General features: G+C 73.1%; 21 protein-coding genes. 11 read left to right on the plus strand and 10 right to left on the minus strand.

The window, feature by feature from the left end; all coding sequences use genetic code 11:
- The first annotated feature begins 104 nt into the window (after window positions 1-104).
- Complete coding sequence (locus ACZ7LU_RS20030) at window positions 105-1,469, plus strand: FAD-dependent oxidoreductase (RefSeq protein ID WP_398306867.1); 1,365 nt, start codon at window positions 105-107, stop codon at window positions 1,467-1,469.
- 30 nt (window positions 1,470-1,499) lie between these two features.
- On the opposite strand, the gene ACZ7LU_RS20035 is transcribed toward ACZ7LU_RS20030, so the two are convergent.
- Window positions 1,500-2,126: a histidine phosphatase family protein gene (locus tag ACZ7LU_RS20035; protein WP_471917462.1), complete on the minus strand. Its 627-nt coding sequence runs from the start codon at window positions 2,124-2,126 to the stop codon at window positions 1,500-1,502.
- 216 nt (window positions 2,127-2,342) lie between these two features.
- Here ACZ7LU_RS20035 and ACZ7LU_RS20040 point away from each other — a divergent pair, with 216 nt between their 5' ends.
- Window positions 2,343-5,489 (plus strand): AfsR/SARP family transcriptional regulator, encoded by a 3,147-nt coding sequence (locus ACZ7LU_RS20040; RefSeq protein ID WP_471917463.1) that lies wholly within the window; start codon window positions 2,343-2,345, stop codon window positions 5,487-5,489.
- Window positions 5,490-5,814: 325 nt separating this feature from the next.
- Complete coding sequence (locus ACZ7LU_RS20045) at window positions 5,815-6,474, plus strand: M15 family metallopeptidase (RefSeq protein WP_398306861.1); 660 nt, start codon at window positions 5,815-5,817, stop codon at window positions 6,472-6,474.
- Between the two features lie 17 nt (window positions 6,475-6,491).
- Here ACZ7LU_RS20045 and ACZ7LU_RS20050 read toward each other — a convergent pair whose 3' ends face one another.
- The 4 genes from ACZ7LU_RS20050 to ACZ7LU_RS20065 form a co-directional block, all read right to left on the minus strand.
- Entirely contained in the window at window positions 6,492-7,826 is a 1,335-nt protein-coding gene (locus ACZ7LU_RS20050) for an aldehyde dehydrogenase family protein (RefSeq protein WP_471917464.1), read from the minus strand.
- A gap of 50 nt (window positions 7,827-7,876) precedes the next feature.
- The gene (locus tag ACZ7LU_RS20055; RefSeq protein ID WP_471917465.1) at window positions 7,877-8,440 is read right to left on the minus strand and encodes a TetR/AcrR family transcriptional regulator; all 564 of its coding nucleotides are present in this window, start codon (window positions 8,438-8,440) and stop codon (window positions 7,877-7,879) included.
- Window positions 8,441-8,444: 4 nt separating this feature from the next.
- Window positions 8,445-9,140, minus strand: a complete 696-nt coding sequence (locus tag ACZ7LU_RS20060) for a type 1 glutamine amidotransferase domain-containing protein (RefSeq protein ID WP_471917466.1) — start codon at window positions 9,138-9,140, stop codon at window positions 8,445-8,447.
- A gap of 165 nt (window positions 9,141-9,305) precedes the next feature.
- On the minus strand, window positions 9,306-9,884 hold the full coding sequence (locus tag ACZ7LU_RS20065) for a TetR/AcrR family transcriptional regulator (RefSeq protein ID WP_471917467.1): 579 nt from the start codon (window positions 9,882-9,884) through the stop codon (window positions 9,306-9,308).
- A 248-nt stretch (window positions 9,885-10,132) separates the two neighbouring features.
- On the opposite strand from ACZ7LU_RS20065, the gene ACZ7LU_RS20070 reads away from it, so the two are divergent.
- The 7 genes from ACZ7LU_RS20070 to ACZ7LU_RS20100 all read left to right on the plus strand — a co-directional run bounded on the left by ACZ7LU_RS20070 (window position 10,133) and on the right by ACZ7LU_RS20100 (window position 18,301).
- Entirely contained in the window at window positions 10,133-10,678 is a 546-nt protein-coding gene (locus tag ACZ7LU_RS20070; RefSeq protein WP_398306851.1) for a (2Fe-2S)-binding protein, read from the plus strand.
- Window positions 10,675-11,667, plus strand: coding sequence for an FAD binding domain-containing protein (locus tag ACZ7LU_RS20075; protein WP_471917468.1), 993 nt, complete (start codon window positions 10,675-10,677; stop codon window positions 11,665-11,667). The genes ACZ7LU_RS20070 and ACZ7LU_RS20075 overlap by 4 nt, the downstream gene beginning before the upstream one ends.
- Complete coding sequence (locus ACZ7LU_RS20080; RefSeq protein ID WP_471917469.1) at window positions 11,664-13,793, plus strand: xanthine dehydrogenase family protein molybdopterin-binding subunit; 2,130 nt, start codon at window positions 11,664-11,666, stop codon at window positions 13,791-13,793. The genes ACZ7LU_RS20075 and ACZ7LU_RS20080 overlap by 4 nt, the downstream gene beginning before the upstream one ends.
- Complete coding sequence (locus ACZ7LU_RS20085; protein ID WP_471917470.1) at window positions 13,786-14,982, plus strand: XdhC family protein; 1,197 nt, start codon at window positions 13,786-13,788, stop codon at window positions 14,980-14,982. Before ACZ7LU_RS20080 ends, ACZ7LU_RS20085 begins: the two co-directional genes overlap by 8 nt.
- 64 nt (window positions 14,983-15,046) lie before the next feature.
- Complete coding sequence (locus tag ACZ7LU_RS20090; protein WP_471917471.1) at window positions 15,047-15,940, plus strand: MEDS domain-containing protein; 894 nt, start codon at window positions 15,047-15,049, stop codon at window positions 15,938-15,940.
- Window positions 15,937-16,905, plus strand: a complete 969-nt coding sequence (locus tag ACZ7LU_RS20095; protein WP_471917472.1) for an anti-sigma factor RsbA family regulatory protein — start codon at window positions 15,937-15,939, stop codon at window positions 16,903-16,905. Before ACZ7LU_RS20090 ends, ACZ7LU_RS20095 begins: the two co-directional genes overlap by 4 nt.
- Window positions 16,906-16,996: 91 nt before the next feature.
- Window positions 16,997-18,301 carry a carboxylesterase family protein gene (locus ACZ7LU_RS20100; RefSeq protein WP_471917473.1) on the plus strand — a complete coding sequence of 435 codons (1,305 nt, stop codon included), beginning with the start codon at window positions 16,997-16,999 and terminating at the stop codon, window positions 18,299-18,301.
- Here ACZ7LU_RS20100 and ACZ7LU_RS20105 read toward each other — a convergent pair.
- From ACZ7LU_RS20105 to ACZ7LU_RS20115, 3 genes are all read right to left on the minus strand, one after another.
- On the minus strand, window positions 18,296-19,840 hold the full coding sequence (locus ACZ7LU_RS20105; protein ID WP_471917768.1) for an FAD-dependent oxidoreductase: 1,545 nt from the start codon (window positions 19,838-19,840) through the stop codon (window positions 18,296-18,298). The two genes, ACZ7LU_RS20100 and ACZ7LU_RS20105, sit on opposite strands and share 6 nt — an antisense overlap.
- Before the next feature lie 176 nt (window positions 19,841-20,016).
- On the minus strand, window positions 20,017-22,056 hold the full coding sequence (locus tag ACZ7LU_RS20110) for a CocE/NonD family hydrolase (protein WP_471917474.1): 2,040 nt from the start codon (window positions 22,054-22,056) through the stop codon (window positions 20,017-20,019).
- A gap of 72 nt (window positions 22,057-22,128) precedes the next feature.
- On the minus strand, window positions 22,129-23,442 hold the full coding sequence (locus ACZ7LU_RS20115; protein ID WP_468558521.1) for an ATP-grasp domain-containing protein: 1,314 nt from the start codon (window positions 23,440-23,442) through the stop codon (window positions 22,129-22,131).
- A 135-nt stretch (window positions 23,443-23,577) separates the two neighbouring features.
- On the opposite strand from ACZ7LU_RS20115, the gene ACZ7LU_RS20120 reads away from it, so the two are divergent.
- Entirely contained in the window at window positions 23,578-24,546 is a 969-nt protein-coding gene (locus ACZ7LU_RS20120) for a tellurite resistance/C4-dicarboxylate transporter family protein (protein WP_471917475.1), read from the plus strand.
- Here the strand turns inward: ACZ7LU_RS20120 and ACZ7LU_RS20125 are convergent.
- Together ACZ7LU_RS20125 and ACZ7LU_RS20130 are read right to left on the minus strand one after the other, a co-directional pair.
- Window positions 24,512-25,897, minus strand: a complete 1,386-nt coding sequence (locus ACZ7LU_RS20125) for a vWA domain-containing protein (RefSeq protein ID WP_471917769.1) — start codon at window positions 25,895-25,897, stop codon at window positions 24,512-24,514. The genes ACZ7LU_RS20120 and ACZ7LU_RS20125 overlap by 35 nt on opposite strands.
- Before the next feature lie 95 nt (window positions 25,898-25,992).
- On the minus strand, window positions 25,993-26,862 hold the full coding sequence (locus ACZ7LU_RS20130) for an AAA family ATPase (RefSeq protein ID WP_470980060.1): 870 nt from the start codon (window positions 26,860-26,862) through the stop codon (window positions 25,993-25,995).
- Window positions 26,863-26,905 lie beyond the last annotated feature (43 nt).

Here is a 26,905-nt window from a genome sequence, read left to right on the forward strand (position 1 = left end):
GCAGCCTTATGAGGTCATAAAGCAGACCCGCCTACTTACTTAGGCTTGCCTTAGTTTAGGCTTTCCCTCGAGTCACTCCATCACCGCTCGAAGGGAACCTGAACATGCCTCGCCCTCTGCGGGTAGCCATTGTCGGAGCCGGCCCCGCCGGAATCTATGCCGCCGACGCGCTGCTCAAGTCCGCAGTGGCGGTCGAGCCGGGTGTGTCGATCGACCTCTTCGAGCGGATGCCGGCCCCCTTCGGCCTGATCCGCTACGGCGTCGCCCCCGACCACCCGCGCATCAAGGGCATCATCACGGCCCTGCACCAGGTGCTCGACAAGCCCCAGATCCGCCTCTTCGGCAACGTCGACTACCCGCGCGACATCAGCCTGGACGACCTGCGCACCTTCTACGACGCGGTGATCTTCTCCACGGGTGCGACGGCCGACCGCGCGCTCGACATACCCGGCATCGACCTCGAAGGGTCGCACGGCGCCGCCGACTTCGTCTCCTGGTACGACGGGCACCCCGACGTGCCGCGGACGTGGCCGCTGGACGCCGAGAAGGTCGCCGTCCTCGGCGTCGGCAACGTCGCGCTCGACGTGGCCCGCATCCTCGCCAAGACCGCCGACGAGCTGCTGCCCACCGAGATCCCGGCGAACGTCTACGAAGGCCTGAAGGCCAACAAGGCGCTGGAGGTCCACGTCTTCGGGCGCCGCGGCCCCGCCCAGGCGAAGTTCAGCCCGATGGAGCTGCGGGAGCTGGACCACTCGCCCAACATCGAGGTCATCGTCGACCCCGAGGACATCGACTACGACGACGGGTCGATCGCGACCCGGCGCGGCAACAAGCAGGCCGACATGGTCGCCAAGACCCTGGAGAACTGGGCCATCCGCGACGTCGGCGACCGCCCGCACAAGCTGTTCCTGCACTTCTTCGAGTCGCCGGTCGAGATCCTCGGTGAGGACGGCAAGGTCGTCGGCCTGCGCACCGAGCGCACCGCCCTCGACGGCACCGGCAACGTCAAGGGCACCGGCGAGTTCAAGGACTGGGACCTCGGCGCCGTCTACCGTGCCGTCGGCTACCTCTCCGACGAACTGCCCAAGCTGCCCTGGGACATCGCCTCCGGCACCGTCCCGGACCAGGCGGGACGCGTCATCGAGGAGAGCGGCGAGCACCTTCAGTCGACGTACGTCACCGGGTGGATCAGGCGCGGCCCCGTGGGCCTCATCGGCCACACCAAGGGCGACGCCAACGAAACGGTCGCCAGCCTCCTCGACGACCGCGAGAACGGCCGGCTGCATACCCCGGCCTCGCCCGACCCCGAGGCCGTCGACGCCTTCCTCGGCGAGCGGAACATCCGCTTCACGACGTGGGACGGCTGGTACCGCCTCGACGCCGCCGAGAAGGCGCTGGGCGAGCCGCACGGCCGCGAGCGCGTGAAGATCGTCGAGCGTGAGGACATGCTCAAGGCGAGCGGCGCGTAAGTCGCCTGACAGGATTCCCGATCCCGGTCGTCAGCCGAGGTGCCCCGTGGCGCCGAGGCTGACGACCTGTCGGTTGTGGAAGAAGTCGTCCTCGCGCAGCTCCGTGATGCTGCCCGAGGGCGCCCGGAAACTGACCGAGCCCAGTGACTCGTACGGCATCTTGATCCAGGCCGTCACGACGAACGTCAGGGCGAAACCGTGTGTCACGACGATCTGGTGGGTGCGCGAGCGCCCAAGGATGTCGTCCATGGCGGCGTGGACGCGCCGCGCGCACTCCCCTCTGCTCTCGGCGCCCCGCACGCCCTCGTGATGGCCCATCCGGTCACCGTCTGCCGGTGGCGCGACGAAGCGCCGGTCCAGCCACTCCTGCGGGCGGCCCTCCGCCTCTCCGTAGGACTTCTCCCGCAGTCTGCGGTCGAGGACCGGCTCCACGCCGAACACTCCGGCGATCTCCTCCGCCGTCTCCCGGGCCCGCCACAGGTCCGACGAGACCACCTCGACCTCCGTGCCCTCCGGGATCCGCGCCCGCAGGGTCCGCGCGATGGCGGCCGCCGCGCGCCGGCCCGCCGCCGTGAGGTGCGAGTCGTGCCAGCCGCCGACCACCTTCTCGACGTGGTGGGTCGCCTCCGGGTGGGCGACGACGTACATGCTCCGCATCAGTTGCTGCCTTTCCGCCGAGTGGCTCCGCAGGAGATGATGCCGTGTCGCGGAGCTGGCCTGATCCGCCGCGTACGCAGGCGAGTCGGTGGCGCTCCGTCGTAGCATGACCTGTCGATCGGTGAGCCGGTTTCGGGGCGGGGGCGGGGCGGGCCGGACCAAGGGTGGAGATCGTGGAGCGGGGGCGGCGCGGGGCAAGGACCCATGGAGCTGGGCGTGAACAGGGACATGCACTACCGCTTGCTGGGGCCGGTCGAAGCGTGGCGCGCGGGCCGTCGCCTCGCCCTCGGCGGCCCCAAGCCCCGCGCGCTGCTCGCTGCACTGCTCCTGGAGCCGGGGCGCGTGGTCTCCGCCGAGGCGCTGATCGACGTGATCTGGGGTGACCGGCCGCCGGACACCGCGCGGTCGCTGATCCAGTCGTACGTCTCCGCGCTCCGCCGCGCGCTGTCCCCCGACGTGATCGAGACACAGCCGCCGGGCTATCTCATCCACGCGGACGCCGACGTCGTCGACCGCGTCGCGTTCGAACAGCTCGCGGCGCGGGGCCGGCAGGCGGCGGCCGCGGGCGACCACGCCCAGGCGGCGCGCCTGCTCAGCGACGCCCTCGCGCTGTGGCGCGGCCCCGCGCTCGGCGGGATCGGCGAGACGCTGCGCGCCATGGCCGACCAGCTGGAGGAGGCCCGGCAGGCCGCCCTGGAGGAGCGGATCGCCGCCGACCTCGCGCAGGCCGGCCGGGAGACGGAGCTGGTCGGCGAGCTCACCGCGCTCGTCGCCACCCACCCCACCCGCGAACGGCTGCGCGCCCAACTGATGCTCGCGCTCTACCGTTTGGGCCGCCAGGCCGACGCGCTCGCGGTGTACGCGGATGGGCGCGACGTACTCGCGGAGGAGCTGGGACTCGACCCCGGGCCCGGACTCCGCTCGATGCACGAGGCGATCCTGCGGGCGGACGCCTCACTGCTGCCCGCCCCGAGGCAGGCGACAGCGGTCACGCACGTCGCCGGGCCCGGGGCGAAGGGCGCCCCTGCCTCCGAAGGCACCACCCCCGACGACGTTCCCGAAGCCACCTCCGCCCCCGACACCGGCCCGCCGGCGACCCGCCCGCCCCCCGCCCTCCTACCACCCGCCATCGGCGACTTCACCGGACGCGAGACCCAGCTCGACGAGGTGCGGGCCGCGCTGACAAGCCCCGGGCCGCGGCAGGCCGTGCCCGTCGTCGTCATCTCCGGGCCCGGCGGCATCGGCAAGTCCGTCCTCGGCGTCACGGCCGCACACCGGGCCGCCGACGCCTACCCCGACGGACAGCTCTACGCCGAACTGCGGGGCGCCACCGACCCCGTGGCCCCCGGCGAAGTCCTCGGCCGCCTGCTGCGCGCCCTGGGCGCCGCCCCTCCGGAGGGCGACGCCGAACGCAGAGACCTCTTCCGCAGCCTCGTCGCGGGCCGCCGCGTCCTCCTCGTCCTCGACGACGCGGGCAGCGAATCCCAGGTGCGGCCGCTGCTCCCGGGCAGCGCCACCTGCGGCGTGCTGATCACCGCGCGCGCCCGCCTCGGCGCGCTGCCCTGCACCCACCGCACCGACCTCGACGTGCTCGACACGGCACCCGGAACCGACCTGCTGGCCAAGGTCGCGGGCGAACGGCGGGTCCGCGAGGACCCCGCGGCCGCCCGCCGCATCGTGGAACTGTGCGGCGGACTCCCGCTGGCCCTCCGCATCGCCGGGGCCCGCCTCGCGACCCGCAGCCACTGGTCGGCGCGCACGCTCGCCGACCGGCTCGCCGACGAGCACCACCGCCTCGACGAGCTCGCGGTCGGCGACCTGGAGGTCCGGGCGGGCCTCAGCCTGAGCTACCGCGCCCTGGACGTCCCGGCCAGGACCGCCCTGCGCCGCCTCGGCCTCCTCGCCGCCCCCGACGTCGCGTCCTGGGTGGTCGCCGCGCTGCTCGACGTGCCGGAGACCGACGCGGAACGCGTCGTGGAGCAGCTCATCGACGCCCAGCTGCTGCACTGCACCCTCGTGGACCGCGCGGGCCAGCCCCGCTACCGGCCGCACGACCTCGTCCGGGTCTACGCCGCCGAACGCGCCGAGGCCGAGGACACCCCCGCCGAACGCTCCGCCGCCGTCGGCCGGGCCCTCGGCGCCGGACTCTGGCTGACCGGCCGCGTCGCATCCGCCACACCCTCCGGAGCGGTCGAACTGCACCGCGGCTTCCTGGACTCGAGCGGGCCCGCGGGCTCGGCGTCCGGCGCGCTGCGGGACCTCGTGCGGCCCGTCGGCCCTGCGGCCACCCGGCGGGCCCTCGCCGACCCGGCGGCCTGGTTCGAGGCCGAGGCCGACGCGTTCGCCGCCGCCGTGGAACGCGCCGCCGCCCTCGACCTGCACACCCTGGCCTGCGAGGCCGCGGCCGCCCTGTGCTCGTCCGCGTACGCCGTCGGCAACCGCTTCGAGGCCTGGTGGCGCAGCCACGACGCCGCCCTCGCCGCCGCCCGGCGCGCGGAGGACCGCTCGGGTGAGGCGCTGCTCCTCATCGGCCTGGGCCAACTCCGCTACGAACAGGACAGATTCGCCGAGTCGCAGGAGTACTTCCGGCAGGCGGCCGGGCTCTGCGCCGACCTCGGGGACGTCCGCGGCCGGGCCGCCGCCCTCGCCGGGCTCGGCAGCGCCCTGCGCGAGGCGGGACGGCTGCGCGCCGCGCTGGACGTCCTCGGCCGGGCCGTCGACGGCTTCCGTGAGCTCAGCGACGATCCCGGACTCGGCCTCTCCTGCCGCTTCGCGGGCACCGTGCACCTCGAACTGGGCGAGCACGAGGCGGCGTTCGCGCTGCTCGACGATTCCCTGCGGGCCTACCGGAGGCTCGGCAGCCGCCGCGGCGAGGCGCTCACGCTGCGGTCGCTGAGCCTCGTGCACCGCGCACTCGGCGAGTATGCGGAGGCCGAGCGGCTCGCCGACCGGGCGGTGACGCTCCTCGCCTCCATCGGGGACTCGCTGATGTCGGCGTACGCCGTGCAGGCCAGGGCCAAGTGCCGGATGCGGCTGGGCCGTTCGGACGAGGCGGCCGCCGAGCTGCGCGGCGTCCTCGACACCTGCCGGACCCACCACGACCGCTTCGGCGAGGCGCTCGCCCTGCGCACCATCGGCGAGTGCGAACTCGCCGCGGGGCGCGTCGCCACCGCCGAACAGTTCCTCACCGAGGCGGCCGGCCTCTGGGAGTCCCTCGGCCTGCCGCTGGCCCGCGCCCGCACGCTGCGCGATCTCGCGGCGGCGCGGGAGGCCGCGGGCGCGCGGGCGGAGGCGCTCGCGCTCCGCGCGGAGGCACAGGAGGTCTTCACGGCCTACGAGGCGCGCGAGCGGTACGAGAACTGACCGGGCACCCGAACCGACCGGACCACAAGCCCACTTGGCGCGGAATTACAGAGAACTTGCAGCGGTGTGCGTCAGGCTCTACGTGTCGGCGGCGCAGTGAGGCCGACAGCAACGGGGGAACAACGGGGGACTATCGGGGGAAAGGCCACTGTTGCGCTCGCGGCCCATACGACCGAGGCAGTCGGCCGTATGGGCCCGCGGCGCGTGGAGCCACTGCAACGGCGCGTGGAGCCACGGCAAGACCGGGGGACTCCGGGGGCGGGCGTTCAGCCCGTCCCCGGAGCTGTGCCCGCCGCGAAGACTTCCGTAACAGAGGGAGCCGAGCATGCCGCCGATCATCCTCATGAGCGACCCCCGTGTCGTCGACATGCCCGTCCACGACTGCGGCGAAGCCCTCGTCGACCTGCGCCACCTGCCCTTCGTGGACGTCGACGACCGCCTCGCCGATCCCGCCGGCGCCTACGCCCAGCTGCGCGAGGGCGTCACGTGGCGGCTCGCCCGCGCCGCCCGGCTGCTGCCCGAAGGCCTGCGCCTGCTGATCACCGAGGGCTACCGGCCGATCGACCTGCAGATCAAGTACTTCGAGGAGTACGCCGCCGAGCTCAGACTGGCCCACCCCGACTGGTCGGACGACCACCTCCACCACCAGGCGAGCCGGTCCCTGTCACCGCCCGAGGTGGCCCCGCACGTCGCGGGCGCCGCCGTCGACATCACCCTGTGCACCACGAGCGGCACCGAACTCGACCTGGGCACACCGGTGAACGCGAGCCCCGAGGAGAGCGACGGCGCCTGCTACACGGACACCGACCGCATCTCCGCCGCGGCCCGCCGCAACCGACGCACGCTCGTCGCGGCCCTGGCCACGGCGGGCCTCGTGAACTACCCCACCGAGTGGTGGCACTGGTCCTACGGCGACCGCTACTGGGCCTTCACCACCAGCGCACCCAGGGCCCACTACGGAGCGGTCGCCTTCCGCGCCGGTTGAGAGTCGAGACGCAGGCTTCAGCCGAGCGGTACGTCCAGGCGGGCGCGGCGGTGGCTGAACGTGGCGATGGAGTGCGGGCCGTGGTAGCTGCCCATGCCGCTCTCGCCGACGCCGCCGAACGGCAGCTCGGACACGCGCAGATGAGCCATCGGCAGTCCGAAGCCGAGCCCACCGGACGAGGTCTCGGCGGCGAGGCGGCGCCGCGTCGTCTCGTTCTCCGTGAAGCCGTACAGGGCGAGCGGCTTGTCGCGGTCGTTGATGAAGGCGATGGCCTCGTCCAGGTCCTCGACCTCGACGATGGGTAGCACGGGGCCGAAGATCTCCTCCCGCATGACGGGGTCGTTCCCCGTCACTCCGGTCAGGACGGTCGGCGCGATGTACACGTCGTCCCGGTCGGTCCGCCCGCCGAAGGCCGTCGTACCGGAACCGAGCAGGGCGGACACGCGGTCGAAGTGCCGCTCGTTCACCATCCGCCCGTACGCCGGGGAGGACTGCGGGTCGGCACCGAAGAGACGCTCCACGGCCTCGGCGAGCGCGACTTCCAGGGCGCGGGCGGTGGCCGGGTCGGTCAGGACGTAGTCCGGGGCCACGCAGGTCTGCCCGGCGTTGCGGAACTTGGCGTCGGCGAGGCGCGCGGCCACCGCGGTGACGTCCGCGTCGCGGTCGACGAACACCGGGGACTTGCCGCCCAGTTCGAGGGTGACGGGGGTGAGGTGCTCGGCGGCGGCGCGCATCACGATGCGGCCGACCGTGCCGTTGCCGGTGTAGAAAATGTGGTCGAAGCGCTGGGCGAGCAGCGCCGTGGTCTCCGGCACGCCGCCCTCGACGACGGCGACCGCCTCCGGGTCCAGGTATCGGGGCAGGAGGTCGGTTATCAGCGCCGAGGTGGCCGGGGCGAGTTCGCTCGGCTTGAGGAGCACGGTGTTGCCCGCGGCGAGGGCGCCCGCGACCGGCACGAGGGACAGCTGCACCGGGTAGTTCCAGGGCGCGATGACCAGCACGGTGCCCAGCGGCTCGTACTGCGTACCCGCCGTGGACCCTTCGGGCAGTCCGGCGAGGGACGCCTGGTCGAGAGGGTGCGGGGCGAGCCACTCGGCCAGGTGCGCCAGCGTGTGGTCGATCTCGTGGACGGGCAGGTCGACCTCGGCGCCGTACGCCTCGGGGCGGGGCTTGCGCAGATCGCTGTGCAGCGCGTCGGCGATGGCCTCGCGGTTCTCGGTGAACAGCGCGCGCAGCCGGGTCAGCTGTTCCTGGCGCCAGGCGAGCGGCCGGGTGCGACCGGTGGCGAAGGTGGCGCGCAGGCGGGCGACGAGGGCCGCGGTCTGGTCGGTGAGGGTGGCATCGGTGGTCATGGGGGAGTCCTCAGGGGGGTGTGGTGCAGATGGTGCGGTAGGGGAGGCCGTTATTCCCGGGCGTCGGCCGGGCCGCCGAGGAGGCCGGTCGCGAGGGCGTCCGTGGCCGGCGGCAGCAGCCCCCGGGGGTCGGGCGCCGACTCCAGGCCGACGACCAGGGCGACACAGATGTCGGCGGCCCGCTCGGGGCCGACTCCGGCGACCGTGCCCGCCTCGGCGAAAAGGCCGGTCAGCAGGGAGCGCAGCTCACCGGTGAACGACGTGCAGATGTCGCCGAAGAGGCGGGTCTTCTCGTCGATCAGCTCGGCGGTGTGCGGGGAGTCGCCGGTGAGCTGGAGCACCAGGTCGAGCTTGGCGGCCAGCACGCCGTGCAGCCGGTCGGGGTACGGCGCGTCGGCGGCGGCGGCCTCCCTGGCCCGCCGGAGCGCCTGCTCGTGGAGGCGTCCGGCGAGCCTGCGGAAGGCGTCGTCCTTGCCGCGGACGTACTGGTAGACAGCGGACCGGGACACGCCCATGGCGGTGGCGATGTCGTCCATCGTGGTGCGTCGCACGCCGTACCGCGTGAGGCAGTCGTAGGCGGCGTTGAGGACCTCGTCGAGCCGGTCGGTGCCCATGGGTTCAGGCCAGCTTCTTGAGCAGCTCGTCGGCGAGCGGGGCGGAGGACGCCGGGTTCTGGCCGGTGACGAGATTGCGGTCGACGACCACGTGCGGGGCCCACGGCTCGCTCTCCTGGAAGTCCGCGCCGCCCTGGACCAGGCGGTCCTGGAGCAGCCACGCGGCCCGGTCGGCGAGTCCGGCCTGCGTCTCCTCGGCGTTGGTGAAGCCGGTGAGGCGGCGGCCCGCGAAGGCGGGGGTGCCGTCGGCGGAGACGGCGGCGAGGAGCGCGGCCGGGGCGTGGCAGACGATGCCGAGCGGCTTGTCGCTCTCCAGGGCGCGGGTGAGCAGCCGGCCGGAGTCGGCGTCGACGGCGAGGTCCTCCATGGGGCCGTGACCGCCCGGGTAGAAGACGGCGGCGTAGTCGTCGAGGTTCACCTCGGCCAGCGGGACCGGGTGCAGGAGCTCGGTGAACGCGGCGAGGGAGGCGGCGACCCGGTCGGCACCTTCCTGGCCGCCGTTGGCCTCCGGGGCGAGGGAGCCCCGGTCGACGGTGGGCACGACGCCGCCCGGGGTCGCGACGACGACCTCGTGCCCCGCGGCCTTGAACGCCTCGTACGGGGCGACGGCCTCCTCGGCCCAGAAGCCGGTCGGGTGGCGGGTGCCGTCGGCCAGGGTCCAGTGGTCGACGCCGGTGACTACGAACAGGATCTTCGACATGCGGTGCTCTCCGATGACGGGGGTGACATTCCGGTCGGGCTGACGTTCTGCATCCAGAACGTCAGCGCGGCGATGTTCCCGACGGTAAATCTTTCCGGCATAGGTATCCAATGAGGAAACCAATGGCAGGTATCGGGAAACCGATGCCACGTGGGGCGGCGGCGCTCAGCGGCCCGGCGCGCCCGCCCGCAGTCCGTCCATGACGAGATCCATGAGGCGGCCGGCCCGCGACTCCCAGTCGCTGTGCGGGTCGATGTGCCAGAGGCCGGCGATGGCGAGCAGGAAGTCGTCGGGGGTGACGCCCGGCCGGATGGTGCCCGCTTCCTCGTTCGCCCGAAGGAGGTGTTCGATGGCCTCGGTCAGCGGGCCGGGACCCACCCCCGCCAGGCTGCCGAGCGTGCTCGTGGCCTTGCGGATCGCGTCGGCGAGGCCCGCCTTCGCCATCGCGTACCGGACGAGGCGGTCCATCCACTCCCGCAGGGCCCGGTCCGGGGTGCGGGTCTCCAGCAACTGGCAGGCGGCGTCCGACACTTGCTGGACCTCGTAGCGGTACACCTCGAGGACGAGCGACTCGCGGTTGGGGAAGTTGCGGTAGAACGTGCCCTGTCCGACGCCCGCCTTCTTCGCGATCGCACTGAGCGGCGCGTCGCTCGCCCGCGTCAGCTCCGCCAGGGCCACTTCGAGGATGCGCTCGCGGTTGCGCTGCGCGTCCGAGCGCAAGGGCGCGTCCTTGTGCCGGCCCATTTCGCTCTCCTTCGACCCATCACGCGGCGCATCGCGGCCTGGTTGTGCCTTGCTGAGCGGACAGCTGTCCGCTAAGTTCGACGGTTAACGGACGGCTGTCCGCTTAGGTTCACCATAGCGGCAGTCATGCCCACTGGGGACCCCCGCTGTCGGAGCGGCAGGGTCTTCCTCCCTGTACAGCGCCACCCTTTCCCGTACCTCCCGCCGGGACCGCCTCGTTCGACGCGATTCGCGAAAGAAGGCTGCTCATGGCTCCATCGACGTCCAGTGCCCTCACCCTGAACATCAACGGTGAGAAGCACACACTGACCGTCGACCACCGCACCACCCTGCTCGACGCGCTGCGCGAGCGACTCGATCTGACCGGCACCAAGAAGGGCTGCGACCAAGGCCAGTGCGGGGCCTGCACGGTGCTGATCGACGGCCGCCGGGCCGTCTCCTGTCTGCAACTCGCGGTCGCCGCCGAGGGGCGCGAGATCACCACCATCGAGGGCGTCGCGGACGGCGACCGGCTGCACCCCGTCCAGCAGGCCTTCCTCGACCTCGACGGCTACCAGTGCGGCTACTGCACGCCGGGACAGATATGTTCCGCGCTCGGCGTCCTCGAGGAGCACGCGGCGGGCTGGCCGAGCGCCGCCACCACCGACGTGCGGCCCGAGGCGGGCGTGCCCGAGCTCACCGCCGAGGAGATCCGCGAGCGAATGAGCGGCAACCTCTGCCGCTGCGGCGCGTACGTATCGATCGTGCAGGCCGTCGCGAAGGCCGCGAGCGCCGAGGAAGGTGCCACCGCATGAGGGACTTCGGTTACCAGCGAGCCCATGACGTGCCCGGCGCGGTCGCCGTGCTCGGCGCCGACCCCGACGCCCGCTATCTCGGCGGCGGCACCAACCTCGTCGACCTGATGAAGACGGGCGTGGAGCGGCCCGGGCTCCTCGTCGACATCCGTGAACTGCCCCTGGACGGGATCGAGACCACCGAGGACGGCGGCCTGCGCGTCGGCGCGACCGTCACCAACAGCGATCTCGCCGCCCACCCCGACGTGCGCCGCCGTTACCCGGCGCTGTCGCAGGCGGTCCTCGCGGGCGCCTCCGGCCAGCTGCGCAACATGGCGACGGTCGGCGGGAACCTTTTGCAGCGCACCCGCTGCGGCTACTTCACCGACCTGAGCAAGCCCTGCAACAAGCGCGAGCCCGGCACCGGCTGCTCCGCCATCGAGGGCGTGCACCACAACCACGCCATCCTCGGCGCCACCGAGCACTGCGTGGCCGTCCACCCCTCCGACATGGGCGTGGCCCTCACCGCCTTCGACGCCGTCGTCCACTACGAAACCGCCGACGGCCCCGGCGCGCTGCCGATCACCGACTTCTACCTGCCCGTGGGGGACACGCCGCATCTGGAGACCGCGCTGCCGCCCGGGGCGCTCATCACGGCCGTCACCCTGCCGCCCGCCCCGGTCGCGGCCGTCTCCCGCTACCGCAAGGTGCGCGAGCGCGCCTCCTACGCCTTCGCCATCGGCTCGATCGCCGCCGCCCTCGACGTACGGGACGGTGTCGTGCGGGACGTGCGCATCGGCATCGGCGCGGTCGCGTCCCGGCCGTGGCGGGCCCGGGAGGCCGAGCGGGTGCTGACCGGCGGCCCGGCGAGCGCCGAGGCCTTCGCCGCCGCGGCCGACGCCGAACTGGCCGCCGCCCGCGCCCTGCCCGACAACGGCTACAAGGTGACGCTCACGCGCAACCTCGTCGTGGCCCTGCTGACCGAACTCACCGAGGAGGCGCCCCGATGACCACCACGACGACAGCGACCACGGCTCCTACCGGTGCCGTGGGCACCGCGCACACCCGCGTCGAGGGCCGCGACAAGGTCACCGGCGCGGCCCGCTACGCCGGAGAGATCCCCTTCGCCGATCTCGCCCACGGCTGGCTGGTGCTGTCGACGATCGCCCGCGGCCGCGTCCGTTCCCTCGACACCGAGGCCGTCCTCGCGATGCCCGGCGTCCTCGCCGTGCTGCACCACGGGAACGCGCCGCGGGTCGACGCCGACTACGTGGGCATGCTCGGGCGGCCCGACCCGATTGTCGAGGCCTTCCAGCACGACCGGGTGCCCTTCGTCGGCTGGCCGGTGGCGCTGGTCGTCGCCGAGACGCCCGAACAGGCGAGGGAGGCCGCCGAGGCGCTCGTGGTCCACTACGACCAGGAGCCGCACGACATCGAGTTCTCCGCGGGGCGTCCGGGCACGTACACGCCGGACGGCGACGGAATGCGCATGGAGAAGGGCGACCTGGAGGCACAACTCGCCGCCTCCGCCCACGTCGTGGACGCCGAGTACAGCACGCCCGAAGAGCACCACAGCTCGATGGAGCCGCATGCCGCGACCGCGCGCTGGGACAACGGCCGCCTCGAGATCGTCGACTCCAACCAGGGCAGCACCTGGGTCGCGGACGAGCTGGCGAAGCTGTTCTCCCTCGACCCGGCCTCGGTGCGGGTGAGGTCCGAGCACGTCGGCGGGGCCTTCGGATCCAAGGGGCTGCGGGTCCACCAGGTCTTCGCCGTGATGGCGGCGACCACCCTCGACCGCCCCGTCCGCGTCGTCATGACACGCCGTCAGATGTTCTCGCTCGTCGGCTACCGAAGCCCCACCACACAGCGCGTCCGGCTCGGCGCCGCGCCCGACGGGCGGTTGCTCGCCTTCGACCACCAGGCGCAGAGCCTGTCGTCGACTGTCCACGAGTTCGTCGAGGAGAGCGCAGGGTTCGGACGCTCGATGTACGCCGCCGACGCGCACCACACCGTCAACCGCGTCGTACGCCTCGACGTGCCCACACCGACCTGGGTGCGCGCCCCCGGCGAGGCGCCGGGATCCTTCGCGGTGGAGTCGGCTCTCGACGAGCTCGCCGAGAAGTGCGGCATGGACCCCATCGCGCTGCGGACCCGCAACGAACCGGACGTCGGCCCCGTCTCCGGCCTGCCGTTCAGCAGCCGCAATCTGCTGGCGTGCTTCGACGAGGGCGCCCGCAGGTTCGGCTGGGCGGACCGCGATCCGCGCCCCGGCCTCCGCCGCGAGGGACGCTGGCTGCTCGGCACCGGCACCGCCGCGGCCACCTTCCCGGTGCTCGTCGCCCCGAGCACCGCCGGCGTGACGGCGGAGGCCGACGGCACCTACACCGTGCGCATCACCGCGGCGGACATCGGCACCGGAGCGCGGACCGCTCTCACCCTGATCGCCGCGGACGCCCTGGAAGTCGCCCCGGACCGGGTCCGCGTCCACATCGGCGACAGCGACTTCGGGCCCGCGATGATCGCGGGCGGCTCCATGGGCACCCGGTCCTGGGGCTGGGCGGTCACGCTCGCGGCGCGCGAGCTGCGGGAGAAGCTGGTGCCCGGCGGGGACATCCCGCCGGAGGGGATCACCGCACGGGCGGACACCAGCGAGGCCATCGGCGCGCTCAGCCAGAAGGAACGGCACGCCTTCGGCGCCCAGTTCGCCGAGGTCGCCGTGGACGTCACCACCGGCGAGGTGCGGGTGCGGCGCATGCTCGGCATCTTCGCCGCGGGGCGCATCGTCAACCCACTGACCGCACGCAGCCAGTTGATCGGCGGCATGACCTGGGGCCTGTCCATGGCACTGCACGAAGAGGCGGTCAGGGACGCGGCGTCGGGCGGTCTCGTGGGCCCCGACCTCGCGGGCTACCACATCGCCACGCACGCCGACGTGCCGCACATCGAGGCGGACTGGGTGGCCGACCCGGACGCGGACGACCCGGTGGGCATCAAGGGCGTCGGAGAGATCGGGATCGTCGGTGCCGCGGCGGCGGTCGCCAACGCGGTCTGGCACGCGACGGGCGTCCGCCACCGGACCCTCCCGATCCGCCCCGACCGCGTCCTGTCGGCGGGAACCGCGTCCCGTGCTTGACATCGCCGACGACCTGAACCGCTGGGTCGAGGAGGGCCGGGACTTCGCCGTCGCCACCGTCGTGAGCGTCGGCGGCAGCGCACCGCGGGGTCCCGGCGCCGCGCTGGCCGTCGACGCCGGGGGCACCGTCATCGGCTCGGTCTCCGGCGGCTGCGTCGAGGCGGCGGTCTACGACCTGTGCCTCCAGTCCCTCCAGGACGGCGAAGCCACCGTCGAGCGGTTCGGCTACAGCGACGAGGACGCCTTCGCGGTCGGGCTGACCTGCGGCGGGGTCATCGAGGTCCTGGTCACCCCGGTGACCGCGGCCGCGCCGGACAGGGCGGTGTTCGCCGCCGCCCTGTCCGCCGCGGGACGCGGTGAGGCCGTGGCCCTGGCCCGCGTCTTCAAGGGCCCGGCCGAACTCCTCGGCAGACCGCTCCTGGTGGCCCCGGAGGGCGAGGAGGGGACAGCGGGGACGTACGAGGGAACGCTCGGCGGGCACCCGGAGCTGGACCGCACGGCGGCGGGGGAGAGCCGCGCCCTGCTGGCGGCCGGCCGCACCGGCGAGTTCGTCGTGTCCGAGAGCGGCACACGCTGCGGGAGCGCCGTGACGGTCCTCGTCGAGTCGAGCGTGCCGCCGCCCCGCATGATCGTCTTCGGTGCCGTCGACTTCGCGGCGGCCCTGGTCCGCGCGGGCAAGTTCCTCGGCTACCACGTGACGGTCTGCGACGCCCGCCCCGTCTTCGCCACCCCGGCCCGCTTTCCCGAGGCCGACGACATCGTGGTCGAGTGGCCGCACCGCTATCTCCGGAGCACCGCCACGGACAGCCGCACGGTCCTGTGCGTGCTCACCCACGACGCCAAGTTCGACGTGCCGCTCCTCGCGGCGGCGCTGCGGCTGCCCGTCGCGTTCGTCGGCGCGATGGGCTCCCGCCGCACCCACGAGGACCGCAACCGCCGCCTGCGCGAGGAGGGCGTCACCGAGGACGAACTGGCCGCGCTCCACTCGCCGATCGGCCTCGACCTCGGGGCCCGCACGCCCGAGGAGACCGCTCTGTCCATCGCGGCGGAGATCGTCGCGGCGCGGCAGGGCGGCACCGGCCTGCCGCTGACCGGCTCGCGCACACCGATCCACCACGACGTGCCCGGTGACACCCGGCAGGGTGGGGAACACCGGGGGCCCGTTCCGGAGGGCGCCTCACATGCGTAACGTGTAGTCGTCCAGCCACACCGGGTAGCGGCACGGCGGACGCTGTGCGGAGGGGGTGCGTGAGATGGACACCACGCCGGCCCTGCGAGCCGTCGGGCAGATGCGGCCGGGGGACCATCTCCTCCTGGGCCACCGGACGGACGAGGAGCGCGAGGCGGTGCTCGCCGCGTACCTCCTCGACGCCCTGGCCTGCGGTCAGCGCGGACTGCTTCTGACCTCGGCCGAGGAGCCGCCCGCCGCCCTGCTCGGCTTCCTGCGGCGGCACGGGTGCGATGTGCAGGGCGCGCTCGCCGAGGGCCGGCTGCGGACCAGTTCCCGGCTGAGCGAGCCCGGGAGGCTGCGGGGCCTCTCCGGACTGGTGCGCCGCGAGGCCGCGGCCGCCGAGGCCGACGGCTTCCTCGGGCTGCGGATCGCCTTCGAGGTGGCGCCGCGCCGGGACGCCGAGACGGCCGAGGGGCTCTGCGACGCCGAGCGACGCCTTGATCCCCTCTTCGCGACGCTGCCCGTCCTCGGCCTGTGCCAGTACGACCGCCGCCTCTTCGGCCCGGACGAACTGGCCGCCCTCGACACGCTGCACCAGGGCAGGGTGATCGCCGACGACGTGTGGCAGGACGAACTGCTGCGCATCACCCGGACGTTCACGCCGCCCGGCCTCGCCCTGTGCGGCGAGGTCGACGACAGCAACTTCACCGCGGTGGCCCGCGCGCTGCGCGCCGAGACCGAGCGGGCCGCCGACCGGCCGGACGACCGGTACCGCGCCCGTCTCGACCTGCGCGGCCTCACCTTCATCGACGTCTGCGCGCTGCGCCTGTTGGTCTTTACGGGCCTCGGTCTGTACGCACTGGGCGGCGGCCTGGTCCTCGACGGCGTCGCCCCGCACGTGCGCCGGGTCATGCAGGCCACCGGCTGGGACCGCATCCCCGGCCTGGACCTGGGAAGGGGGCACGAGGAGCGATGAAGCGGACCGGCTTCGTCCACCAGGCACTCCGCTACTCCTCTGACGAGGAGTTCCTGTCCGGCACCGTCGGATTCGTCCGGGACGGCCTCACGGCCGGGGACGCGGTGCTCGCCGTCGTCCGTGGCGACAACCTCGCCCTGCTGCGGGGCGCGCTCGGCGGCGCCGCGCGGGACGTCGACTTCGTCGACGCCTTGGACTGGTACCACTACCCGTCCCGCACACTGGGCCGGTACAACGCCTACTGCACGGAGCGCGAGGAGGGCGGCGACCGGCGCGTCCGCGTCATCGGCGAACCGGTGTGGACGGGGCGGACCGCCTTCGAGACCCGCGAATGGACGCGCTACGAATCCCTGATCAACGTGGCGTTCGCCGCATCGGGTCACTGGGTCCTGTGCCCCTACGACGCCCGTGTCCTGCCCGCGGGAGTCCTCGCCGACGCCCGGCGCACCCACCCCGAGATGGTCCCGGGCGACGGATCGGCCGACGGCGGCCGGTACGCGGACCCGTCCGCCTTCTACGCCGAGTGCGACGAACTCGCGCGCACGTCACCCGAGACGCCCGCTCCGCCGCACGCACCCCGGACGGTCTCCTTCACCCGTGGCGAGTCGGTGGCCGCCCGGATCGCCGTCGCCGAGTACGCCCGGCGCTGCCGGCTCACCGACGACCGCGCACGCGACATGGCGGCGGCCGTGCACGAAGCCGTGGTCAACGCCGTCCGGTTCGGCGGCGGCCGTGGCGTGCTGCGGCTGTGGAGCGATGCCGACTGGGTTGTCTGCGAGATCGCCGACTCCGGTGGCGGGCGCCCCGCCGTCGAGGCGCGGGACACGGGCTATCTGGGACACGTCCCGACCGACCCGCGCGCCGCGAAGGGCCACGGCCTGTGGGCCGTACGGCAGTTGAGCGATCTGGTCACCGCACGCCTCGGCGCCGACGGATCGATCGTCCGCGTCCACTTCCGCCGCTGACCGCACGCCCGGGTCGAACTGGTGGCGCATTGCCCTGCGGTGGCGGAGACTTCGCCGTGTTGAGTGTAGCTACCACGGAAGGTGCGGAAGCATGAGCGACAGCACGCCGTCCCGTACGGACGACAGCACGCCGTCCCGTACGGAAGTGAGCACGCCGTCCCGTACGGAAGTGAGCGTTCCGGAAGTGATCCGGACGGGACCGATCCGCTACGCCACCGCCGAACGCTTCGCCCGGCCCCGGCCGGTACCGGACCGGGACTCGCGCCCCGCCACCGGCGAGATCTGTCCGCAACCCCCTTCCCGGCTCGACTTCGTGATGGGTCCGCCCTCCGACACCCACCCGCAGGGCGAGGACTGCCTCAACCTGTCGATCGCCACACCGGCCCGGGACGCGGGGGCCAGGCCGGTGCTCGTGTGGCTGCACGGCGGCGGGTTCGCCACCGGCGCGGGTCTCATGGACTGGTACGACGGGGGAGTCCTCGCGGCCGAAGGCGATGTGGTCGTCGTCAGCGTCAACTACCGCCTGGGAGCACTCGGTTACCTCTGTCTCGACGGGGTGAGCGAGGGCAACCTCGGCCTCTACGACCAGCTGGAGGCGTTGCGCTGGGTGCGCACGCACATCGCCGACTACGGTGGGGACCCCGCGAACGTCACCGTGGTCGGACAGTCCGCCGGCGGCATCTCCGTCCGCCTCCTGATGGAACTGCCCGAGGCGCGCGGCCTCTTCCGCCGGGCCGTCCTGCAGAGCGCCCCGCTGGAGATCACCGCCCGCCCCCGCGAGGAGTCCCTCGCGCTCGGGCAGGTCTTCGCCGACGCCCTCGGCACGGATCCGCGCACGGCCGACGTGGCCGCGATCCTGGCGGCACAGAGCGAGACGGGAGCTGTTCACCTGCGCACGGCGGGCCGGCGGATGGAGCCCGCCTTCATACCCGTGGAAGGAGTTGCGCCCCTCGCGCCCCCGGACACCCCGTCCGACGGGAACGTACGCGGCCTCGACGTCCTGTACGGCTGGAACGCCGACGACATGACCGTGTTCCTCGGCGACGGCGAGGACCCGGCGGTGCGCACCCGCGAGGTGTACGAGGAGCCGCTGTCCCGCTACGGGGAGCGCCTGGCCCGGGCCGGCGCCCGGGTGCACGCGTACCGCATCGACTGGCGCCCCGCAGGATCCCCGTTCGGCGCCACCCACTGCCTCGAACTGCCCTTGCTCTTCGGGACGCGCGACGCGTGGCGGTCGGCACCCATGCTGGGCGGGACGCCGTGGGAGGAGACCGACCGGCTCGGCAGGGCGCTGCGCTCCGCGTGGCTCACCTTCGCCCGCACGGGTACGCCCGGCGGCCTGCCCGCGCCCCTGACCGGTGGACCGGCGCCCAAGACCAGGGCCACGGCCTCATGAGCCGGGCAGTTCGCGCGGCTCCAGCGGGCGGGTCGCCGGCCCTTGGAGGACCGACCCGTCGGTGGCGAACCGGGAGCCGTGGCAGGGGCACTCCCACGTCGTCTCGGCATGGTTGAAGGAGACCAGGCAGCCGAGGTGGGTGCAGGTGGCGGAGACCGCGTGCAGCGCGCCCGACGCGTCCCTGTGCACCGCGCAGCGCCGCCCCTCGACCCGGACCACCGCCCCGGACCCCGCGGGGATCTCGTCCACGGAGTCGACGTGGGTCGGGCGGAGCCGGTCCCCGATGAAGTGCCGTGCGACCTCTGCCTGCGTGCTCAGCAGCGACGGCATCTCCCGCACGGCGCTCCACAGCCGGCGGGGATCGTACAGCTCGGCCCACGGCGACTTCTCGCCGCAGATCAGCTTGGTGAGCAACTGGCCCGCCATGACGCCGCCGCTCATGCCCCAGCCGCCGAACCCGGTCGCCACATAGGTGTGCCGGGCGCCCGGGTGGAAGGGGCCGATCATCGGGACGGTGTCGGTGACGTCATTGTCCTGCGCCGCCCACCGGTAGGCCGTCTCCCCGACGTCGAAGCGTTCCCGCATCCACGTGTCCAGGGTGCGGAACCCCGCGGCGGGGTCGCCGGTGCCCGGAGTGAAGCTGTCCCCCGTGACGATGAGGAGCCGCCCGCCGTCACCGCCGTACGGCGCGGTGCGCACCGAGCGCTTGCCCTCGTCCTGCGTGATGTACGTGCCGCCGGGGTCCTGGCCGGCCGCCAGGGGAGCGGCGACGACGAGCTCGCGCCTGGGGGAGAGCCGGGCGAACAGCAGGGCGCGGTCGAAGACCGGGTAGTGGGTGGCGATGACGACCGCCCGGGCGGTGACCGTGTGCCCGGACTCGGAGGTCACGGTGCACGGCGAACCCTCGCGCAGGCCGGTGATCCGGGTCCGCTCGTGGATGGCACCGCCGCGCGCCAGCAGGTCGTCGGCGAGCGCGAGCAGGTAGGAGCGGGGGTGGAACTGCGCCTGGTCCTCGACGCGCACCGCGCCCGCCACGGGGAACGGCAGGCCGGTCTCCTCCGTGTACGTGGCGGCGAGGCCGGCCTCCCGGGCCGCGGCGGCCTCGGCCCGCAGCTCGTCGGTGCGGTCGGCGCGGGTCGTGTAGGTGAAGGCCGGTGCGCGTTCCAGGTCGCAGTCGATGCCGAGCTCGGCGGAGACCGCCGCCACGTGCTCCACCGCCCGCTGCTGCGACTCCGCGTACAGGCGGGCGCCCTCCGGGCCGCGCGTGCGGCGCAGCCGCTCGTAGACGAGGGAGTGCAGGGCGGTGAGTTTGGCGGTGGTGTAGCCGGTGACGCCGGCGGCGATGCGGTCGGCCTCCAGGACGGCGACCGACCGCCCGGCGCGGGCGAGTTCCCAGGCCGTGCTCAGCCCCGCGACACCGCCGCCGACCACGGCGACGTCCACCTCGATGTCCTCGGCCAGGGGCGGGTGGGACGTCGACGCGCTGGTCTCCATCCAGTACGACTCGGGGCGGCCCGGCAGCGCGCCGGGTGGCTTCATGTCGTTCATGCGGCATCCGTGACGGTGTGCATGGCGGCCTCCAAGGTCTCGGCGTGCGTGAGTGCGAGTCTCCCCCGGCCCGTGCGCCAAACCCGGCCGCCGCGCCGCCGGTCACGGCAGGTCGGAGGACCGGCCGGCGGCATTCCGCGGGTGCGGCCGGGTCTGGCGGGCACGGGTCAGAGCCAGTCGCGCGGCAGGGTCTCGTTCCAGGTGCGGGAGAAGACGCGACGCTCTCCCTCGTAGCCGTCCAGGGTTGCGTCGACGAAGAAGTTGTCCTCGTCGCACCTCAGCACCGTCCGGGTCCGCACGCTGACGTCCCAGTCGTCCCGCCGGAACCGCATCGTCCAGTCGGACTCGCCGCCCACCGAGGTGAAGTCGTCCCCGGTCGCGGTGTACCGCTCGTACGCCCGGCAGCCGACATCGAGGCCGATCTCGTCGTAGCGCACCGTGCCGCGGTCCTTGACGATCTCCAGCGAGGAGTCGTATCCGACCAGGTCGCGCTTGACCTCCCAGCGCTGCTCCGGCGGCGAGAGCCGGGTGGTGGCGAGCGGCGGGGTGCCCTCGGGCTCGCCGAAGGGCCGCTGGGGCGCGTTGTCCGGTTCCGCCGTCGGGCGCACCGGAAGGCGCAGCGCGCTGGACCCCTCGTACACGCTGAGCACCACCGGTCGCGGCGGCGGCCACGCCAGCGGCCAGTAGGACGTCGACAGGGAGAGCCGGATCCGGTGGCCGGGCGGGAAGGACTGGGCGACGCCGTTGAGCTGGAGGGTCGCGCGGTAGCGGCGGCCCGGTTCGAGCGGTTCGGGCTCGCCGGTGCCGTTCCTGTGGGTCAGGTTGAGCACGCCGTAGGTGACCCGCGTGGCGCGCCCGTCGGGGGCGACGTCGGAGATGCGGGCGGCGACGGTGGCCACCGGTTCGCTGACCGACAGGTCGAGTTCGACGGAGGGCGAGCCGAGGATCTCCACGGTCTCGGTCAGCTCGGGCGAGTCGAAGACGAGCGACCCGCCGTCCTCCTCGCGCTGGTCGTAGGGCAGGTCCGGCGGCGCGTTGTAGGACGCCCACTTCCCGGCGAACTGGCCCACGGAGAGCGGGGACTGCACGGTCATCACCTCACCGGCGGGCACCTCGTCACCGGGCGCCTCGCCGTCCATGATGATGCGGTGCCGCGCTAGCGGGCGGCTGACCTGCTCGATGTGCGGCGAGGGCCAGTCCGGCTCGCCGACCCAGCGCCCGGGACGCTCCTCGTAGGAGGTGGAGGGCGGCACGCTCTCCTGCATCCAGGCCCGCAGCATCGGGCCCTCCATCACGCCGTTGTCCTCGCCCTTGAGCCAGTGGTCCCACCAGCGCACGACCTCCTGCAGATAGCCGATGGCGGGGCCGGGCTCGCCCAGGTGCGGATACTTGTGCGACCAGGGGCCGACGAGGCCCTTGCGCGGCACGTCGAGATGGGCGAGCAGCCGGGTCACGGCGTTGGAGTAGCCGTCCGCCCAGCCGCTGGAGGCGAGGACGGGGCAGCGCACGGCCTGGTAGTTCTCACAGACGGAGGCGTGCTTCCAGTACGCGTCGCGGCGCTGGTGGCGCAGCCACTCCAGGACCCAGGGCCGGGCGTGGTCGAGCCGCTCCTGCCACATCTCGCGCCAGCGGTCGCCGACCACTGCGGGGTCCGGCGGACAGGTGGCGTAGGCGAACATGGTGCCGGCCTCGGCGAGGTTGTCCGACAGCATCGCGCCGCCCATGTAGTGCATGTCGTCGGCGTACCGGTCGTCCGTGAACGACGAGATGACGATCGCCTTGAGGCTCTCGGGCTGCCGGGCGGCGACCTGGAGGGCGGCGAACGCGCCCCAGGAGATGCCCATCATGCCGGTGGTGCCGTCGCACCAGGGCTGCTCGGCCAGCCAGGCGAGGACTTCCTCGGCGTCGGTCTGCTCCTGCTCCAGGTACTCGTCCGTGAGCACGCCCTCGGACTCGCCGGTGCCGCGCAGGTCGACCCGCACGCACGCGTACCCGTGCCCCGCGATGTAGGGGTGGTGGATCGAGTCGCGCTGCGAGCTCAGGTCGCGCTTGCGGTACGGGATGTACTCCAGGATGGCGGGCACCGGGTCGTCGTCCGAGGCCGTGGGCCGCCAGATGCGGGCCGACAGCCGGACGCCGTCGGACATCGGGATGACGACGTGCTCTTCCTCTTTCGTCGCGTACGGGAGATTGCCCACGTAACGCATGGTGCGGGGCCGTCCTCTCAGTTGCTTTCCCGCCGGGGCCGACGGGTGGTGCGGGGTGGTTCGGTGTGCCGGCTAGTCGTTGGTGAGGTCGCGGCCGCCCGGCTCGGTGTCGTCGAAGGCGAGACCCAGCGCGGCCACGCACCGGTCGTACTTGCGCCGCAGGTCCTCTTCGCTGTCGCCGCCGGTGCTGATGTGGGCCAGCTCGTAGCTGTAGCTGTCCTGGTCGGTCACCTCGGAGAGCTTCCTGCCCTCCTCGGCGAGGACATCGACGCGTACGCCCGGGTTCTCGCGCTCGATCCGCTCGATCTCCTCGGGCGTCGGCACCTGGTGCGACACGCCGTCGGCGAACCAGCGGTAGTACCACTTGGCCGCCGTCGCGTACGGGCCCTCGCGGTGGGGGAGCGCCGGGTCCTTGTCGAAGGCGAGGCTGACCATGCAGTGGTGGTTGGGGACGCCGTCGACGTACGCGAAGAGCTCCGCGTGCGACTGGGAGTGCCGGGGGTTGATCTCCAGGAGGTTGATGGCGTCCGTGCTCGGGTCGTAGAAGTACTCGATGCTGAACGTCGCCGAGTCCATGCCGACCTGCCGCATCACCCGCTTCGACACGTCGTGCAGCCGCCGTATCACGGGCTCGGGCAGACCGGACGGGTACTGGTGGCGCAGGAAGCAGGAGGAGTCGGGGTAGTTGATGGAGTCGAGGACGCCGTAGACGGTGACCTCGCCCCGGTGGACGTATCCCTCCACGGCGACCTGCACGCCCGATATCGCCTCCTCCGCGAGGCAGACCTGGGCGCCGACCCCGTCCATCTCAGGGGGCAGGTCGAGCTGCTGGAGTATGTACTCGAAGGGGCGCCCGACCCGGCTGATGCCCTCCTTGATCCGGGCACAGGCCTCCCGGAACTCGTCCTGGTCCTTGACGCTGTAGGCCAGCTCGGAGGAGTAGGAGAGCGCGGGCTTGAGCCACATCGGGAACCGCACCCCCTCCGGCGGCCGCGGATCGTCGGCGTCGAGATCGACCCGGCCGAAGCGCGGGTGCTCGTCGATGACCTTCTGCTGTTCCAGCCTGCTCCAGTACTTGTGCTCGCACTTGACGACGGACTCCAGGCTGGTGCTGCGGGTGCCGTAGCGGTCGCCGAGTATCGCGACCAGCGTGCTGACGGGGAAGTCCCAGTAGCCCACGATCGCGTCGATGCTGCCGTCGAACGAGTCGAGGATGCCCTGGGCCTTGTCGAGCAGCTCCGGCACGGAGACCTCGCCCCCCTGCAGCTCCTCGACGGTGAGCAGCGGGTGGAAGCGGTAGTGCGCCGCGTCGGGAACGCTGTTCAAGGTGGGCAGATTGGCTTCGTCCAGACCGAGCACAAAGACGTTCTTGCGGGGTGCAGCCACGGATTTTCCTCCAGTCGTCGTCGGAGCGGCCGGGTACCCGCACGTCGAAAAGGCACACGTCAGGCGGGGCGCGGGAAGATCCCGGCCGGCCCCGCCCGACCGGCGGACCCGGGCCGGGTCGCCGATCCTGGAGCCATGACGCCCAGCCCGCTCGCGACGCGCCAGGCCCGGTTCACCGCCTGGTGGACGGGGCTGCCGCCCGCGGCGGGTTCCGCGGTGATGGCCACCGGGATCATCTCCGTGGGCCTGCACCTCCTCGGCCACGAGACGCTCTCCCGCGCGGCCCTGGCGATGGCCGCGGCCGCGTGGATCGCGCTCGCCGCGGACTTCACATTTCGCCTGGCGCGCCGGCGCTCGCGCTGGGAGGCGGAGGCGGACACGCCGCCCGCGCTCACCGCCGTCGCCGCCACCTGCGTGCTGGGCACGCGCCTTTCGCTCCTCGGCCGGCAGCCGCTCGCCGTGACCCTGCTGGTGATCGCCGCCGTGCTCTGGCCGGTCCTGCTGCCCGCTGTCGTACGCCATTGGGGACACCGCATGCCGGGCGCGGTCTTCCTCGTCTGCGTCGCCACCCAGGGGGTCGCGGTGCTGTGCGGCGCCCTGGCCATCGCCCTGCCCGCGCGCCCGCTCTCCGGCGTCGCGCTCGGCTTCTTCTGCCTGGGCCTGGTGCTGTACGCGGCGGCCTTCGCCCGCTTCGACCTCACCGGCCTGCGGACGGGAGCGGGCGACCAGTGGGTGGCGGGCGGCGCCCTCGCGATCTCCGCGCTCGCCGGGACGAAGCTCATGGCCGCGCCCCTGTTCACCGGGGCCTGGCACGACGTCCTGCGCACGGTGACCCTCGTCGTCCTCGCGCTGGACCTCGCCTGGTACCTCGTCCTGCTGGTCGCCGAGGTGCGCTGGCCGCGCCCGCGCTACGACGTGCGGCGCTGGGCCACGGTCTTCCCGATGGGAATGACGGCCGTCGCCACGCTCTCGGTGAGCGCGGCGGCGGACCTCTCCTGGCTGCGGGAGCCGGGCAGGGTGCTGCTGTGGATCGCGGTCGCGGCCTGGCTGTGCGCGTTCGCGGGGATGGTCAGACGGGCAGCAGACGTGCGATCAGAGCGCTGAGCTGCCGCGCGTTGCGGCACTCGTGCATCTCGACGAGATCGGCGTACGCGTACGCCGCCGAGTCCCCGGTCGACCACTGCGAGCGCCCCTCCGGATTGAGCCAGTACACGCGGCGGGCCCGCTCGGCGATGTGCCGCAGCGCGGGGAGGTTCGGATCGCTCATGTTCGTCCGGGCGTCGCCGAGGACGAAGACCGTCGAGCGCGGGCCGACCGCGTCGAGGTACCGCTCAGCGAACTCGCCCAAGGAGGTGCCGTAGTCGCTGCTCCCGTGCCAGCCCGTCACGGTGGCCTGCCCGAGGATCCGGGCACTCAGGCCCCCCGGATCGGCGGCGCTCCGCGCGACCAGCCCCGTCACCTCGTCCACGCGGTTGACGAAGGCGAACACACGCACCTTGCTGAACTGGTCGTGCAACGCCTGGACCAGCAGCATCGTGAAATTCGCGAAGCCCGCCACCGAACCGGACACATCACACAGCAGGACCAGTTCGGGGCGCGCGGGACGGCGACGGCGCAGCACAGGGCGCATCGGCACGCCACCCGTCGACAGCGAACCGCGCAAGGTGCGGCGCAGGTCGATGCTGCCGTGCGCGGCCCGCCTGCGACGGGCGGCGAGGCGGGTCGCGAGCCTGCGCGCCAAAGGGTGCACTGCCCGGCGGAGTTCGTCCAGGTGCGCCCGGCCCGCCAGGAGGAAGTCGACGCGGTCGACGGTGGTCGCCACGGCACGGCGGGCGATCTCCTCGGTGCCGCGCCGCTCGGCGACCCGGCGGCGCGCCTCGGTGCGGACCCGCTCTCGGAACCCCTCGATGCGGCGCCGCACCTCGTCCGCTTCGAGGCGGTCCGTGAACGCCGCCTCGCCGGTGTCCTGCCCGGTGGAGCCCGTGCGGAGTGCGGCGAGGACACGGGTGAGCAGCGTCTCCGGGCGCAGCCGGCTCAGTGTCTGGTACGACGACCAGCCGTCCGCGCCCGACGAGGAGGCGCCGTAGCCGCCGAAGCCGTCCACCGCCTCACCCGCCAACTGGCCGAGCAGCGCCTGGTCGTTCGCGGCGAGCGCGGCGACGAGCCGTTCCCGCAGCGCGTCCCGGTCGGCGTCACCGCCGCCCTCGTGCACGCGGTCGCTCCCGCCGTCCGGCGCACCGACGCCCAGCGGGAAGTACAGGTCGAAAACCGGGTCGAAGACTGCGCGCTGGTCCTCCCGGTGGAGCAGCGCGGCGGCGAGCCCTTCCCTGACCCGCTCCCGGTCGGTGAGGCCGAGCACTTCAAGGGCGGCCGCGGCGTCGACGGTCTCACCGGGGCCGATGCGCAGGCCGTGCGAGCGGAGCGTGCCGACCAGGCTGGTGAGGCGGCCCGTGATGCCGGGGGCGGGGGCGGGGGAGTCGGGTGCGGGAGGGCCGGGCGCGGTGGAGTCGGGCGCGGGGGAGTCGGGTCCGCTATCGGTCGGCGGGGCCGTCACACGGCGTCCAGGTCCAGCTTGGCGACGGCCTTCAGCACGTCGTCCTGGTGCTTGAGGACCACGCCGAGGCTGTCGCGTACGACGGTCTCGTCCAGCGTGTCGGCGCCGAGCGCGAGGAGCGTACGCGCCCAGTCGATGGTCTCCGCGACCGACGGCACCTTCCGCAGGTCCATCGCGCGCAGCGCGCCGACCACCCGCACCACCGACGCGGCGAGCGCCTCGTCGAGTCCGGGCACCTTCATGCGGACGATGCGGCGCTCCAGCTCCTCCTCGGGGAAGCCGATGTGGAGGAACAGGCAGCGGCGGCGCAGGGCCTCGGACAGCTCGCGGCTCGCGTTGGAGGTGAGGACGACGAACGGGCGGCGCCCGGCGCGGATCGTGCCCAGCTCCGGCACCGTGACCTGGAAGTCGCTGAGGACCTCCAGGAGCAGTCCCTCGACCTCGACGTCGGCCTTGTCGGTCTCGTCGATCAGCAGGACCTTCGGCTCGTCGCCGCGGATCGCGGTGAGCAGCGGGCGCGAGAGCAGGAACTCCTCGCTGAAGATGTCGGTGCGCGTCTCGTCCCACGACTCGTCGCGGCCCGCGGTGATGCGCAGGAGCTGCTTGGCGTGGTTCCACTCGTACAGCGCGCGCGACTCGTCGACACCCTCGTAGCACTGCAGCCGTACGAGCCGGGCGCCCGCGACCTCGGCGACGGCCTTCGCCAGCTCCGTCTTGCCCACTCCGGCCGGGCCCTCCACGAGCAGCGGCTTGCCGAGCCGGTCCGCCAGGAAGACGGTCGTGGCGACGGCCGGGGAGGCCAGATAGCCGGTCGTGGCCAGGCGTGCCGAGACGTCGTCGACGGATGTGAAGTATCCGGTCGTCATGGGGAGTTCTCCTGACTGCTCGGCTCGGCCGGTTCCCGCGAGG

The organism is Streptomyces sp. NPDC039462, from assembly GCF_055639375.1.